General features: G+C 62.4%; 15 protein-coding genes. 5 read left to right on the top strand and 10 right to left on the bottom strand.

What is annotated here, in order from left to right; translation table 11 throughout:
• Positions 1 to 119: 119 nt before the first annotated feature.
• The 3 genes from ACXJ7R_RS11830 to hmgA form a co-directional block, all read right to left on the bottom strand.
• Complete coding sequence (locus tag ACXJ7R_RS11830; RefSeq protein ID WP_457151992.1) at positions 120 to 1,133, bottom strand: fumarylacetoacetate hydrolase family protein; 1,014 nt, start codon at positions 1,131 to 1,133, stop codon at positions 120 to 122.
• A gap of 91 nt (positions 1,134 to 1,224) precedes the next feature.
• Positions 1,225 to 2,094 carry an MBL fold metallo-hydrolase gene (locus ACXJ7R_RS11835; protein WP_457151993.1) on the bottom strand — a complete coding sequence of 290 codons (870 nt, stop codon included), beginning with the start codon at positions 2,092 to 2,094 and terminating at the stop codon, positions 1,225 to 1,227.
• Positions 2,091 to 3,404, bottom strand: coding sequence for a homogentisate 1,2-dioxygenase (gene hmgA / locus ACXJ7R_RS11840; protein WP_457151994.1), 1,314 nt, complete (start codon positions 3,402 to 3,404; stop codon positions 2,091 to 2,093). Before hmgA ends, ACXJ7R_RS11835 begins: the two co-directional genes overlap by 4 nt.
• 90 nt (positions 3,405 to 3,494) lie before the next feature.
• Here hmgA and ACXJ7R_RS11845 point away from each other — a divergent pair, with 90 nt between their 5' ends.
• Positions 3,495 to 3,944, top strand: a complete 450-nt coding sequence (locus tag ACXJ7R_RS11845; protein ID WP_457151995.1) for a MarR family winged helix-turn-helix transcriptional regulator — start codon at positions 3,495 to 3,497, stop codon at positions 3,942 to 3,944.
• 205 nt (positions 3,945 to 4,149) lie between these two features.
• Here ACXJ7R_RS11845 and tdh read toward each other — a convergent pair whose 3' ends face one another.
• Both tdh and ACXJ7R_RS11855 read right to left on the bottom strand, forming a co-directional pair.
• Positions 4,150 to 5,184 carry an L-threonine 3-dehydrogenase gene (gene tdh / locus ACXJ7R_RS11850; RefSeq protein ID WP_040584004.1) on the bottom strand — a complete coding sequence of 345 codons (1,035 nt, stop codon included), beginning with the start codon at positions 5,182 to 5,184 and terminating at the stop codon, positions 4,150 to 4,152.
• A 52-nt stretch (positions 5,185 to 5,236) separates the two neighbouring features.
• Positions 5,237 to 6,424, bottom strand: coding sequence for a glycine C-acetyltransferase (locus tag ACXJ7R_RS11855; protein ID WP_457151996.1), 1,188 nt, complete (start codon positions 6,422 to 6,424; stop codon positions 5,237 to 5,239).
• Between the two features lie 310 nt (positions 6,425 to 6,734).
• On the opposite strand from ACXJ7R_RS11855, the gene ACXJ7R_RS11860 reads away from it, so the two are divergent.
• Positions 6,735 to 8,804: a putative bifunctional diguanylate cyclase/phosphodiesterase gene (locus ACXJ7R_RS11860; protein ID WP_457151997.1), complete on the top strand. Its 2,070-nt coding sequence runs from the start codon at positions 6,735 to 6,737 to the stop codon at positions 8,802 to 8,804.
• Positions 8,805 to 8,974: 170 nt separating this feature from the next.
• On the top strand, positions 8,975 to 9,715 hold the full coding sequence (locus ACXJ7R_RS11865; RefSeq protein ID WP_457151998.1) for a polysaccharide deacetylase family protein: 741 nt from the start codon (positions 8,975 to 8,977) through the stop codon (positions 9,713 to 9,715).
• Positions 9,716 to 9,722: 7 nt separating this feature from the next.
• On the opposite strand, the gene ACXJ7R_RS11870 is transcribed toward ACXJ7R_RS11865, so the two are convergent.
• Positions 9,723 to 10,151 (bottom strand): MarR family winged helix-turn-helix transcriptional regulator, encoded by a 429-nt coding sequence (locus tag ACXJ7R_RS11870; protein ID WP_457151999.1) that lies wholly within the window; start codon positions 10,149 to 10,151, stop codon positions 9,723 to 9,725.
• 117 nt (positions 10,152 to 10,268) lie between these two features.
• Here ACXJ7R_RS11870 and ACXJ7R_RS11875 point away from each other — a divergent pair, with 117 nt between their 5' ends.
• Together ACXJ7R_RS11875 and queF are read left to right on the top strand one after the other, a co-directional pair.
• Complete coding sequence (locus ACXJ7R_RS11875; protein ID WP_457152000.1) at positions 10,269 to 10,676, top strand: hypothetical protein; 408 nt, start codon at positions 10,269 to 10,271, stop codon at positions 10,674 to 10,676.
• A gap of 238 nt (positions 10,677 to 10,914) precedes the next feature.
• On the top strand, positions 10,915 to 11,376 hold the full coding sequence (queF, locus tag ACXJ7R_RS11880) for a preQ(1) synthase (RefSeq protein WP_095086672.1): 462 nt from the start codon (positions 10,915 to 10,917) through the stop codon (positions 11,374 to 11,376).
• A gap of 110 nt (positions 11,377 to 11,486) precedes the next feature.
• On the opposite strand, the gene ACXJ7R_RS11885 is transcribed toward queF, so the two are convergent.
• The 4 genes from ACXJ7R_RS11885 to ACXJ7R_RS11900 form a co-directional block, all read right to left on the bottom strand.
• Positions 11,487 to 12,095, bottom strand: coding sequence for a hypothetical protein (locus ACXJ7R_RS11885; RefSeq protein ID WP_457152001.1), 609 nt, complete (start codon positions 12,093 to 12,095; stop codon positions 11,487 to 11,489).
• 5 nt (positions 12,096 to 12,100) lie between these two features.
• Entirely contained in the window at positions 12,101 to 12,580 is a 480-nt protein-coding gene (locus tag ACXJ7R_RS11890; RefSeq protein WP_457152002.1) for a DUF3828 domain-containing protein, read from the bottom strand.
• A gap of 197 nt (positions 12,581 to 12,777) precedes the next feature.
• Complete coding sequence (locus ACXJ7R_RS11895; protein ID WP_457152003.1) at positions 12,778 to 13,887, bottom strand: mandelate racemase/muconate lactonizing enzyme family protein; 1,110 nt, start codon at positions 13,885 to 13,887, stop codon at positions 12,778 to 12,780.
• Positions 13,888 to 13,986: 99 nt separating this feature from the next.
• Positions 13,987 to 14,235, bottom strand: a 249-nt coding sequence (locus ACXJ7R_RS11900) for a cobalamin-dependent protein (protein ID WP_457152004.1), incomplete at its 5' end; no start/stop codon positions are given.

Consider the following 14,235-nt stretch of genomic DNA (forward strand, 5'->3'; position numbering starts at 1 on the left):
TCCCTGTTGTGAACGTCGTAATCGGTCCTGAAGCTGATCATCCCACCGATAGTCCACGAAACGACCCCGCCAAGAATCAGGACCAATCCGAACGTTGGCAAATTACTCATCCGCGTCCCTCACCTCTCGTATTTCTCGACCTTCTGCTCGATGGCGCCGAAGATCGAATGCCCGGTCCTGTCCTTCATCTCGATGCGCACCGTGTCGCCGAAGCRCAGGAACGGCGTTTTGGGCGCGCCTGATACAATGGTCTCGATCATGCGCAGTTCGGCGACGCAGGAATAGCCGGCGCCGCCGGCCGAGACAGGCTTGCCTGGTCCGCCGTCGAGCTTGTTGGAGACGGTGCCGGAACCGATGATGGTGCCGGCGGCAAGTGGACGCGTTTTCGCGGCGTGGACGATCAGGGCCGGAAAATCGAAGGTCATGTCGACGCCCGCATTGGCGCGGCCGAACGGCTTGCCGTTGAGGTCGGCGAGCAGCGGCAGGCTGACCTTGCCGCCATCCCAGGCATCGCCCAATTCATCAGGCGTCACCGCGGCAGGTGAAAACGCCGAGGACGGCTTTGATTGGAAGAAGCCGAAACCCTTGGCGAGTTCCGGCCCGGTGAGCGCACGCAGCGTCACGTCGTTGACCAGCATCACCAGCCGGATCGCGGCGCGTGCCTCATCGAGGCTGGCGCCCATAGGTACATCGTCGACAATGACAGCGACTTCCCCCTCCATGTCGATGCCGAAGGCCTCGTCGGCCATGCGGATCGGATCACGCGGCGCGATGAAGGAATCCGAGCCGCCCTGGTAGATCAGCGGGTCGGTCCAGAAACTTGCCGGCATTTCGACGCCGCGCGCTTTCCGCACCAGTTCGACATGGTTCACATAGGCCGAGCCATCGGCCCATTGATAGGCGCGCGGCAGCGGTGAGTGCGCGTCATGCTCGTGGAAGCGCTCCGACGGCACCGCGTTGTTCTCCAGCGATTCCGCTATTGTCGCGAGGTGCGGGGCGATGCGCCGCCAGTCGTCGAGCGCTGCCTGCAGGGTGCGCACCAGGAACGAGGCGTCGGTGAAGCGTGTCAGGTCGCGCGAGACGACGACGAGTTTTCCGTCACGCGTCCCATCCTTCAGTGTGGCAAGCTTCATGCGGTTTCCTCTCCTGTTACGGCTTTGGCGCCGCTTTGGATTTTTGTTTTACGCATTATCTCCAGCGAAAAGCGGTTTCCACTTTTCAGGGTCATGCGAACTCCACAACAAGGCCGTCGCGGGCGATCGTCAAGTCGCCGGCCCATGTTTTCCTGACAGCGGCGATCCAGTCGGCCTCGACGATCCCGGGATCGTCGGCCGGAATGAGGTGGTTAAGCACCAGCCTCTTCACGCCCGCATCGCTGGCGATGCGCCCGGCCTCCTCGGCAAAGCTGTGGCTGGCGAGCAGATGTTCCCGCAGCCGCGCGCCATTGCCGGTTTTGGCCACCAGCCGCTCTATGCCTTCCTCCAGCATAGCTTCGTGGACGAGGATGTCGGCGCCTTGGGCAAAATCAGCGAGCGGCGGAAAGAAGGCCGTATCGGTGGAGAACACCACGCTTTTCCCGCCACGCTCGAAGCGCAGCGCAAAGCAGTCGGTCACCGGCGGATGGTCGACGCGCAGCGCTGAAACCTCGAGGCCGTGTTGCTCGACAATCAAGCCTTCGGTGAATTCGTTGATCGAAACCAGCTCGCGAATATCCGGCCGGCCTTCGTCGACGATGCGGATTTCGATGTCGAATTCCATAGCCTGACAAAAGCGCCGCCAGTAATGGCCGGTTCCGGGCGGACCGTACACGCTGACGGGCGAGGCCAGACCGGCCGTCCAGGCGGTGTGGACCAGCGGCCCGAGTTCCAGCACATGGTCGGAATGCAGATGCGTGATGAAGATCAGGTCGAGCGCCTTCAGCCCAATGCCGGCGTCGACGAGACCCCGCGTTACGCCAAGCCCGCAGTCGATGACAATGCTGCGACCGCCCATCTGCAGCAGCGACGAACTCGGCCATGGGCCACCCGGCCGCAGCGCCGGGCCGCCCTTCGAGCCCAAAAGCACCAGCCGGTCCGGTATCGGCTCGCCGCTCAAGACCAGTCGCCCTCGGGCGTGCCGTTGAAGCGCTTCTTCAGATCGGCCCAGCAGTCGATGTAGTTGTCCTGCCGGGTTTCCAGTTCGGCGCCGTAGCGGGTCAGCATCTGCGGAAAACGGGTCTCGAACATGAAGGCCAAGGTGTTGTCGAGCTTGACCGGTTTCAGGTCCGCGCGCGAGGCCTTTTCGAAGCCAGGCGCATCCGGGCCGTGGGCCAGCATCAGATTGTGCAGGCTGATGCCGCCGGGAACGAAGCCTTCCTCCTTGGCATCGTACTGACCGTGGATCAGCCCCATGAACTCGCTCATGATGTTGCGGTGATACCAGGGCGGCCGGAACGTATCCTCCGCCACCAGCCAGCGCGGCGGGAAGATGACGAAGTCGATGTTGGCGGTGCCTTCCTCGCCGCTCGGCGCCGTCAGCACGGTGAAGATCGACGGATCGGGATGATCGAACAGGATGGCGCCGACCGGCGAAAAGGTGGCCAGATCATATTTATAGGGTGCGTAGTTGCCGTGCCAGGCAACGACGTCCAGCGGCGAGTGGCCGATCTCGGTGACATGGAAGTTGCCGCACCATTTCACCGTCAGCCGGCACGGTGTCTCCTTCTCCTCGAACCAGGCGCAAGGCGTCTTGAAATCGCGCGGATTGGCCAGGCAATTGGCGCCGATCGGGCCACGGTCCGGCAGGGTCAGCTTGGCGCCATAGTTCTCGCAGACATAGCCGCGCACTTCGGCATCGACCAGCTCGACCTTGAACACAAGCCCGCGGGGCAGCACGGCGATCTCGCCGGGCCGAAGCTCGATGACGCCCATCTCGGTGACGAAGCGCAAGGCGCCGACCTGAGGCACGATGAGCAACTCGCCATCGGCGTTGAAAAAATGGTCGTCGACCATCGAGCGGTTGGCGACATAGACGTGGGCCGCCATGCCGGTTTGCCCGAGCACGTCGCCGGCGGTGGTGATGCTGCGCATGCCGGTGATGAAATCGGTCGGCTCCTTCGGCATCGGCACCGGGTTCCAGCGGTACTGGCCGAGCGCCAACTCGTGGTCGCCGACATTGGGAGCGCTCTTCCACAATGGATAGCTCGCCGGTTTGAAACGGCCGGTGTGCTTCACGCTCGGCCGGATCCGATAGAGCCAGGAGCGCTCATTTGTGCCGCGCGGAGCGGTGAACGGCGAACCGGAAAGCTGCTCGGCATAGAGGCCATAGGCCGGCCGCTGCGGCGAATTCCGTCCCTGCGGCAGCGAGCCGGGCAAGGTTTCGGTTTCGAAGTCGTTGCCGAAGCCCGGCATGTAGGAAAAGGCCATCGCTTCCTCCCGGAATTGACCAAACTTGTTTCATTTGTAACCATCGAAAATGTAACTATCAATGCCAATGCTTCTGCCGGATGTGCAACCATGGAAATCCTCGACCTGGAAAACTTCCTTCCCTACCGGCTCTATCGCCTGGCCGACGCCGTCAGCCGCGAATTCGCGGGGATATACAAGGACAGTCATGGCCTGACCCGGCCTGAATGGCGCACCCTTTCGGGGCTCGGCCAGCACGGCACGATGACCGCGACAGCGCTCGGCGAGCAATCGGCCATGCACAAGACCAAGGTGTCGCGCGCTGTCGCCGAACTCGAACGGCGGCGCTGGCTGACGCGCACTTCAGATGAAAACGACCGCCGCGTCGAGCATCTGACCCTGACCAAGGCGGGGCTTGCCGCCTATCGCGAAATGGTGCCGCTGGCGAAGGCGTTCGAGCGGGGATTGCTGGACAAGCTGAGCGCCGGCGAGTGCGCGGGGATTATCAATGGAGTGGCGGCGCTGGAGGTGGCGCTGTACAGACCCGTGGAAAAGCAATGACGCCGTTCAGTGGTGATCCTTCCCACCCCCCCCGTCCTGCCGGACATCTCCCCCGCAAGGGGGGAGATTGGCAGCTTCGGCGCTCCGCCGATCCCTACAGCGCAGGTAGTTGGCGAAGGCATCCGCGACATCCGATCTCCCTCCTTGCGGGGGAGATGGCCGGCAGGCCAGAGGGGGGTACTGCCCCGCCRACTTTTCTAGTTGCCTACCAGTCCATCACCACCTTGCCGGAACTGCCGCTGCGCATTGCATCGAAGCCGGTCTGGAAGTCGTCGATGCCGATGCGGTGCGTGATCAACCCGGAAACATCGAGCGGGCCCTGCACCAGCGCGATCATCTTGTACCAGGTCTCGAACATTTCGCGGCCGTAGATGCCCTTGAGATGCAGCATCTTGAAGATGACCTTGTTCCAGTCGATCTCGAAGCCGGTGGGCGCAATGCCTAAAATGGCGATCTTGCCGCCATTGTTCATCGTGTCGATCATGTCGCGGAAGGCCGGCGCCGCCCCCGACATTTCGAGACCGACGTCGAAACCCTCGGTCATGCCGAGCACCGGCATGACGTCGCGCAGCTTTTCCTTCGAGGCGTCGACGACATGCTGCACGCCGAGCTTTTTCGCCAGCGCCAGCCGCACCGGGTTGATGTCGGTGATGACCACCTTTCGCGCGCCGACACATTGCGCCACCAGCGCGCCCATGATGCCGATCGGCCCGGCCCCGGTGACCAGCACATCCTCCCCGACCAGATCGAAGGACAGGGCGGTATGGACCGCATTGCCGAGCGGATCGAAAATCGCGGCGATCTCGTCTGGCACGTCGTCGGGGATCGGCACGACGTTGTGCTGCGGGATCGCCAGATACTCGCCGAAGGCGCCGGGGCGGTTGACGCCGACGCCGAGCGTGTTGCGGCACAGATGTCCCCTGCCCGCCCGGCAGTTGCGGCAGTGGCCGCAGACGATGTGGCCTTCGCCCGACACGCGCTGGCCGACCTTGTATTCGGTGACCGCGGCGCCGAAATCGGCAACCGTGCCGACGAATTCATGGCCCGTCACCATCGGCACCGGCACGGTCTTTTGCGCCCACTGGTCCCAATTGTAGATGTGGACGTCGGTGCCGCAGATCGCCGTCTTCCTGACCTTGATCAGCACGTCGTTGGGGCCGATCTCCGGCACCGGCACCTCTTCCATCCAGATGCCCGGCTCGGCCTTGGCCTTCACCAGCGCCTTCATCATGTTCGACATGCTTTTATCCCTTGAATCTCTTGTTCCGGAATCGCTTTGCGACTTCGGCCTTTCAGGAAATCACCCCGAGTTCGCGCCCGACGGCGCCGAACGCCTCGACCGCGCGGTCGATGTCGGCACTGGAGTGCGCCGCCGACATCTGCGTGCGAATGCGTGCCTGGCCCTTCGGCACCACCGGGAAGGAAAAGCCGATGACATAGATGCCACGCTTCAGCATGCGCGCCGCCATCTCCTGCGCCAGCGTCGCGTCGCCCAGCATCACCGGAATGATTGGATGATCGGCCCCGGCCAGCGTGAAGCCCAGTTTGCCCATCTGCGACCTGAACCGTGCCGCATTCGCATATAGGCGTTCGCGCAAGGCGTCGCCATTGCGGATCAGGTCGAACACCTTGATCGAGGCGCCGGCGATCGCCGGCATCAGCGTGTTGGAGAAGAGATAGGGCCGCGAGCGCTGGCGCAGCCAGTCGACCACTTGGCTTTTGCCCGATGTGTAACCGCCGGATGCACCGCCGAGCGCCTTGCCGAGCGTGCCGGTGATGATGTCGACCCTGCCCTCGACGCCGCAATGCTCGGCCGAGCCGTGGCCATTCTGGCCGACGAAGCCGACCGCATGGCTGTCATCGACCATCACCATGGCATCGTATTTGTCGGCGAGGTCGCAGACACCCCTTAGATTGGCGATGATGCCATCCATGGAAAACACACCGTCGGTGGCGATCAGCCGGAAGCGGCAATCCTTCGCCTCCTTCAGCCGCGCTTCGAGGTCGGCCATGTCGTTGTTGGCGTAGCGGAAGCGTTTTGCCTTCGACAGCCGCACGCCGTCGATGATCGAGGCGTGGTTCAGCGCATCGGAAATGATCGCATCGTTCTCGCCGAGGAGTGTCTCGAACAGGCCGCCATTGGCGTCGAAGCAGGAGCCGTAGAGGATGGTGTCCTCCAGGCCGAGGAAGGATGAAATCGTCGCCTCGAGCTGCTTGTGTTCCTCCTGCGTGCCGCAGATGAAGCGCACCGAGGCCATGCCGTAGCCATAGCGGTCGAGCGCCTGGCTGGCCGCCGCACGCAGGTCGGCGCTATCGGCGAGGCCGAGATAGTTATTGGCGCAGAAATTAAGCACCTTCTGGCCGCCGACCTCGATCTGCGCCGACTGGGTCGAAGAGATCACCCGCTCGGATTTATAGAGGCCGGCCGACTTGAGCCCCGCGAGTTCGCTGTCGATGTGAGAGAGAAATGCTGCGGTCATGATCGGGCCTCGTTTGATGTGGGCCGACTGTCGTCCGGCCCGCGCGAAAAATCCATCGCAAAAACGACCGGATCGGTGGGCAGGCGGCCCCGATATGCATCGTCATGCGGCCGCGGAAGCGACGTCACGACAACAGTGCTGGCCGACGACCTCTCAAATGCCGACACAGCACGAAACCAGCCGATAACCATTTCGCGATCTTTAAGCGTTTCCCCCTCGCCGTCCGGCTGTCGATTTCCAGACCTGTTAACGTTTGCAAGCCAATGGTCCTCGCAACAAGAATCCGTTGGCGAGAGGGCCGCCCCACAACATGTCGCAGCAGCCGGTGCAAACCGTTTCAGGCAAGCTCATACTGCTGATCAAGGCTGGCTACTGGCTGGCCCTGCTGATCATCGCCGCCATGGTGATAGCCTCCTTCATCCTGCTGCAGCAGATGATGGCCACCCAGCAGCACAACAACACCTTGCTCGACATCGTCAGCACGCAAAAGACGCTGTCGCAGCGCATCGTCTTCCTTGCCGGCGCAACGAGTTCCGGTTCGCGTGACAAGCAGCCGGCACTGGTCAGCGCTCTCAAGCAGGCGACGGCGGAGTTCGAGACGAACTACKATCTGCTGCTCGAGCAGACCAATGCCGACCCGATGTCGCCTGCCCGTTTGGACCCGAAATCGACCGAGAGCGTGCTGTTCGCCAAGCCGTTCCATCTCGATTATTTCTCGGTAGGCCTCGTCGCCAATGGCAAGCGGCTGATTTCATCCTTTGAATCCCAGCTGACGGGCGCCAGTGACGGCTACAAGGGCAGCGGCGAGCGCGTCAATCTCGATGCCTCTGTCGCCAACGCGACCTTGTCGGGCTACGCAGCGCTTGGCCAGCGCATCAGCGCCGATGCCGACGAGCGCGCCGAGAAGCTGCTCGCGCTTCACCGCACGCTGTTCTACGCCACCCTCGGGGTGATCGTGCTGGTGGCGCTCTTCATCTTCCGGCCGATGTCGAACGCCATCCTGCGCAAGACGCATGAGCTGATCGACGCGCGCAATTCCATGGCCTTCATCGCGGTGCATGACGGCCTCACCGGCCTGCACAACCGCACGTTCCTGACCGATCATTTCGATACGCTGATCAAGGGCTCGCAACGGCGTCGTGAGCGGCTTGCCGTCGTCCAGCTCGACCTCGACCGGTTCAAGCAGATCAACGATACGCTCGGCCACGCCGCCGGCGACTATGTGCTGGTCGTCACGGCGCAGCGCATGCGCGATTCCTGCCGGGCATCGGACCTGTGCGTACGCCTGGGCGGCGACGAGTTCGTCATGATCCTCGGCGGCGCCGGCGGCACCGAAGACATCAACATGCTGGCGCGGCGTATCCTGGCCCACATCAACGAGCCGATCATCTTCCAGGGCACGACCATTCTTCCGGGCGCCAGCGCCGGCATCGCCGTCTACCCGGTCGACGCCGACAATGCGCAGGACCTGCTGGTCCACGCCGACCTGGCACTCTACTCCGCCAAGAAGCTGGGAGGCAGCAACTTCTCGTTCTTCTCCGAAGAGTTGCGCCGCGAGCTCGACTATCGCAAGCAGCTCGAGCACGACATCAAGATCGCCATCGCGGACCGGGCGTTCCAGGTCTATTTCCAGCCGCAGGTCTCGTTGACCGACGGCACGATCAGCGGCATCGAGGCGCTGGTGCGCTGGAACCATGCCGAGCGCGGCATGATCTCGCCCGGCGAATTCATTCCGGTCGCCGAGAAATGCGGCTTCATGCCGGAGATCGGCCGCATCGTCATCTCGAAGGCGATCAACGAAGCCGCCGAATGGAACCGCGCCGGCATTGCCTTTGGGCGGCTTGCCGTCAATGTTTCAGGCACCGAACTGCGCGAGCACGACTTCGATGCGTTCCTGTTCGAGACGCTGGAGAAGGCTGGGCTGCCGCCRCAGAAACTGTCGCTGGAAATCGTCGAGTCCGTCATTCTCGACGACGAGAAGACCGGCATCGCCGCCAAGCTGCGCCATATCAGGGCAGCCGGCGTCCATCTCGAACTCGATGATTTCGGCACCGGCTATGCCTCGCTCAGCCACGTAAACCCCAACGAGATCGACCGGCTGAAGATCGACCGCCGCTTCGTTCAGAACATCCATGAGAATGGCGACAACTCGAAGATCGTGCGTGCCATCACCGAGCTGGCGCGTGGCCTTGGCATCTCGATCGTTGCCGAAGGCGCTGAAACCGAGGCCGAGCTCGATTCGCTGATGGCAATCGGCTGCGATCAGGTGCAGGGCTATTCCATCGCCTTCCCGATGCCGCAGGATAAGGCGCTGGAGTGGCTGACGGCCCGCATGCCGAAGAAGGCCAGGCTGACGGTGCTGCAGGGAAGCCTGGCGTAGGCAAAGCGCGTCGCGCTCGAGCGGAGACATCCGACGCGATTTGTCTCTCCGTTTTCTCCATGTCGTTGCCCCAGAACCGCTGCGCACCTTTGGGCGACATGCACCGCCCGCCTTGACAAGCCGTTGTGGACATGGCGGCCTGTCGTCATCGCAACCTGATAGTGCGGGTGATGACACCGTTTCGGATTGTCCTGGCGGCACTGTTGATTTTTGCGTTCCCCGCCCATGGGGCGGATCGCACAATCTATCTCACCTTTGACGATGGCCCGCTGAACGGCACCAGCAACATCCTCGACGTGCTGGAAGCCGAACAGGTTCCGGCGACCATGTTCATGGTCGGCATGCATGCGCAAGCAAGCACCGCCAACAGGGCGCTCGTCCAGCGCGCCAAACAGCTTCCGCTGGTTACGCTCGGCAACCACAGCTACAGCCACGCCAACAACCGCTACCAGCATTACTACGCCGACACCGAAGGCGTCGTCGCCGACATGATGCGGGCAAACGCGGTGCTCGGCCTCAAGCCGGTGGTGCACGCCCGGCTGCCGGGGCGCGACGTGTTCAGGCTGCCCTCGATGTCGAAGAACGACACTTCGCTTGGCCTGGCCCAGGAGGGCCGCGAGGAGCCCGACTATGAGTTTGTCGCGGCCTCAGGCTTTTATCTCTACGGCTGGGACCATGAATGGGTGCACAAGGACAGCGGCGAGCCGGTGCAGAGCGTCGACCATCTGGTCAGCGAGATCGATCACCTGTTCGGCTACGGCCGCTTCGTGAAGCCGCACAAGCTGATCCTGCTGATGCATGACGAGATGTTCCAGGACAGTTTCGACGGCAAGACCAAACTGACCAACCTGATCACCGCACTGAAGCTGCGCCACTACACCTTTGGCGCAATCCAGAGCTACGACGACTGAGCCTGCCCTAGCTTTCCACATTGGCCCGCAAGGCCGCCAGCACCTGTGCGAACTCAGCCAAGCGCTCGTCGGAAAGACCCACCCGCAGCCGCTTGTCGAAAACAAGAGCTGCCTTGCGCAAGGTCTCGAACAAAGCTTCTCCGGCATCGGTCAGTTCGACCAGGTGAACCCGGCGGTTGACGGGATCGCGGCGGCGCGTCAGCAGGCCCTGCGTCTCCATCGCGTTGAGATGGTGTGTCAGCGTCGCGCCCTGGATGCCGATCATGCCGGCAAGCTCGCGCTGGTTGGCAAGCTTGCTTGATTTGACCGAAAGYAGCGTGAGCCAGACAGGCAGCGTGCCGCCAGCCTCGACCAGGGCAGCGTCAAAAGCCTGGGCAACCAGCTTGGCGGTACGGCCGAGATTCATGCCGACTGGCGGGCGTTCAAAGGGCGTCATCACAAGACACTAGAACAAGGGAAAGGCCGATGGAACTGGCCGTGGTTTATACATTGACACCTAACCGTTAGATATCTAACTATATCATATTGACGCACGAAACAGGAGAATCCGGTCATGCAGTACGTCTACATCGTCGTTATCGGCCTTCACGTCATGGCGGGCGTATTCTGGGCAGGCACGACGATCACGCTGGCGCGCGATCCCGATATCCGTGCCGAGCGCTTCATCCAGCCGCAAATGGGTGCGGCCGGCATGGTTTTCCTGACCGGAGCGCTGCYCTGGTATTTCTTCCACGGCGCCTATTTCGGCTCGATGGAAATGGTGCTGGCGCTTGGCATCCTGACCGCTTTCGCCGCCGCGGGCGTGCTCGGCGCCATGGTCAGGGCGCCCAGCCGGCGGCTTGCCGGCGCAAATGCGGAAACCGAAACGCAACTGCGCGCCAGAATGGCGACGGGCGAGCGCATCGCCGCGCGGCTGCTGGTCGTCACCGTGCTCTGCATGGCCGTCGCCAGAATGGTCTGAGACGCAGCAACTCACAGAATCGTACGTTGTCTGGCGACAAGCCGATGACGTGCGGGCGCGCGGCCTGACCGACGTACACGGGCTCTCGTACGCAGGGCCGACCGCGCGCCACCAACGATGCCGGGGCACTTTTCGGTCCGATGGTTCAGATCCTATTTAATGATCGGATTCGTCCGAAAACCGCTGCGCGCTTTTCGGTCCGGTGCTAATGAGCGGCAAATTCGAAGGAATGCTGCCCATGACCGTCACCAAGAACCTTACCCAGCTCGGCGCACACGTCGAGACCCCCCAGAGCCCCGATCAGGCGGTGCTGGAGACCGTGCCGTTTACGCGCGGCGACGGCCCGCCCGCAATCGTGCGCTTCACCTGCCCGGAATTCACCTCGCTGTGCCCGGTCACCGGCCAGCCGGACTTCGCCCATATCGTCATCGACTACGCCCCCGATGCGCTGCTGGTGGAATCGAAGTCGCTGAAACTGTTCATGACCTCATTTCGCAACCACGGCGCCTTCCATGAAGAATGCACCGTCATGATCGGCCGCCGCATCGTGGCGGCAACCAAGCCGCTGTGGCTGCGCATCGGCGGCTACTGGTTCCCGCGCGGCGGCATTCCGATCGACGTGTTCTGGCAGACCGGCGCGCCGCCGGAAGGCGCCTGGTTGCCGGATACCGGAGTGGCGCCCTATCGCGGGCGCGGCTGATGCATGTCACCCAAAATTGACGCCGGTTTTGAGGCAACGGCATATATAGGAACAAAGACTTAAAGCGCGTCGCCTGAATCCGTTTCAACAACGCGCTTTTGGTCTCCCTCTCATTCGCACTGATATTGGCTGAGCGCCCATTCGCCGGTCACCGACAACAGGTCCGATATCTTCCAGTCGCCGTCGACCTTGCTGAACTTCCATTCCAGCCGGTGCGGGTTGCCGGCGACAACGAAGGCGACAATGACCTTGGCCTTGTCGCCATTGATCGCTTCCAGCGTCTTCAGGCTCTTGTCGATCTCGGCTTTGTCATAGTTCGCGTTGTCGAGCGCCATGTTGGGGTCGAGGCATTCGCCCTGTCCGGATTTGCGCAAGGCGTCGCTCTTGTCGAGAACGGTTTTCGCCGGATCGATGAAATGGCTGCGCTGCGCCGGATCGAGTTCGAGCCCGACCTGATCGTAAAATGGCCGCACCACCGCCGTCGGCGATCCCGGCTGGATGGGTGCGGCGGGCTCGCTGGGCGGCCATGCCACTGGTGGCGTTGCGGGTTCCACCGCACCGCCGGGCGCATTTGCAGCTGGCGCCCCGCTGTCGCCCGGGGCGCTGTCAGCCGGCGCGTTTGCCGGCGGCGCACCGAACAGCCCTTGCGCGGCGGCGCCGCTCGGACCCGCTGCCAGCAGGCACATGGCCGACAGTGCCAGGATCCGGCGACGGACCATCGCCTTCACTCCGGCGTCTGGCCGGCCACGCATTCCAGCGCGCTGAGCTTCCAGTCGCTGGTCTTGGAGGCAATGTCCGATATCTTCCACTTGCCCTCGATCTTCTTGAGCGACCAGACCATGTCACGCTTGGAGTCATCGCCTTCCGCAAAGAGGCTGAAGGACGCTGTAACCTCGGCGGTGTCACCATCCAGCTTCTCGGACAGTTTCAGCGTTTTCGAGACAGTCTTCTGATCGAAGTCCTGCGCGTCCAGACCGGGATCGAAATCGATGCAGGCGACCTCGTCAGGGTTCTTTTTCGTTGCCTGGTCGTTCAGGTTGAACAAGTTCGTCACCGGCTCGGTAAACCGATCCCGGTATTGCTCGTCAGCCTCGAATTTGACCGCCGGCACATAGAAGAACTTCACCGCATCGGACGCTGGTCCGGCGAAGGCAGCCGCGGGCAAGGCTATCGAAAGGGCGGCAACGAGCACTGTCAGTCGCATGCAGGATCTCCGGCTTTTGATGGCTTGACGCTATCAATACCACACATCCTGCATATCGACTTTTTTGCGGCTGATGAAGTCCTGGAGCGCCAGCCCCCAGGCGCCCCGCGAGACATTCCGGAGGTTCGCAAAAGCACTTCCGCGGTTAGCTGCCGACGATACTGGCAGATACAATCGCCGCGAACATCAGAGGATCCTCAGCCTCCGAAAGTCGCGACAGGCGCTTTGAGCCGGGAGCGCTCAGGCTTGACACCGAGCCCTGGCATCTGCGGGACGCGTATATGCCCGTTTTCGATGACGACGGGGTTTACCGGGTCGGTATGCCCTTCGATGTATTCCTGCGCGATCCAGGCGCCCTCAAAACGGCTCGGCTCGACGGTAGCGGCGAGGTGCACGCAGGCCGCGGCGATGACGTCCCCACCCCAGGCATCGTCGCAGCTGTGCGGGAGCGATCGTATCGCACACAGGTCGCGGACCGTGACCATCTTGGTAAGGCCACCAAGGCGGGTGACCTTCAATCCGAATCCGTCCGCGATACCTGAAGAAACTGCCCGCAGGACGGCATTCAAATCCTCGGTATTCTCATCAAGGTAGACCGGATGGGTCACGCGTCCCTTGAGACTCGCGACTTCCTCCATTGTGTTGCAAGGCTGTTCGAACACGAACGGGATTGCCTGGCAAAGCCGATCGATGTGCAACGCCGCCGCGGCGGTGAGGCCACGATTGGCGTCGACGGCTATCCGGGCCTTGAAGCCAACCACTTCCCATACCTTGTGCACGGTGGCGACGTCTTGCTCGAGATCCTGTCCGCCTATCTTGATCTGAAGTCGTGGGTATCCGGCCTTGACCTTGTCGACGGCAATACGCGCCGTCTCGTCCGGTGCACCGACAATAGTCGAGTAGTAAGACGGTACACGATCGGTGAGCGCCCCGCCCAGAAGTGTTGAAACCGGAACACCCAGCCGCAGGCCGGCGAGGTCGAGGAGGGCTATGTCCAAGGCCGCCTTGGCATAGTTGTGACCGTTCAACCGCTCGTCCATTCTTTTCGCGAGGCGGCGCATGGACGCAGTGTCCTCACCAATGAGTCCAGGCGCTATTTCGGCAATTGCCGCTCTCGCACCCAGGGCATGTTGGGGCTGATAAACAGGGCCGACCGGGCACGTCTCACCCCAGCCTGACAGTCCGTCTTCGGTGGTCACTTCAACGAGTGTGCTATCCAGATTCTGCACGGTATCGCTAGCCATCCGGTAGGCGCCGCCTTTGACAGGCAGAAGGACCTGATAGACTTTGATCGACTCGATGCGCATACGGACCTCAGCCCCCTTCGTGCCAAGCGATTCAGGCCATCTTGCCATCCGGGTGCATGGCGGCGTTCTCGGTCACAAACATGGATCGAACTGTTGTGCTCAAGTCCGCACGTTGTGCTTGCGCTTCATGAAGTCCTTGGCGGTCTCGACCGCCACTGCGGCGTCGCGGCAATAGGCGTCGGCGCCGACGGCTTTGCCGAATTCCTCGTTCAGCGGCGCACCGCCGACCAGCACGACATAATCGTCGCGGATGCCCTTTTCCTTCATCGTGTCGATGACGACCTTCATGTAGGGCATGGTCGTGGTCAGCAGTGCCGACATGCCGATGATGTCGGGCTGGTGCTGTTC

The sequence above is a fragment of the Mesorhizobium sp. P5_C1 genome (assembly GCF_054049815.1).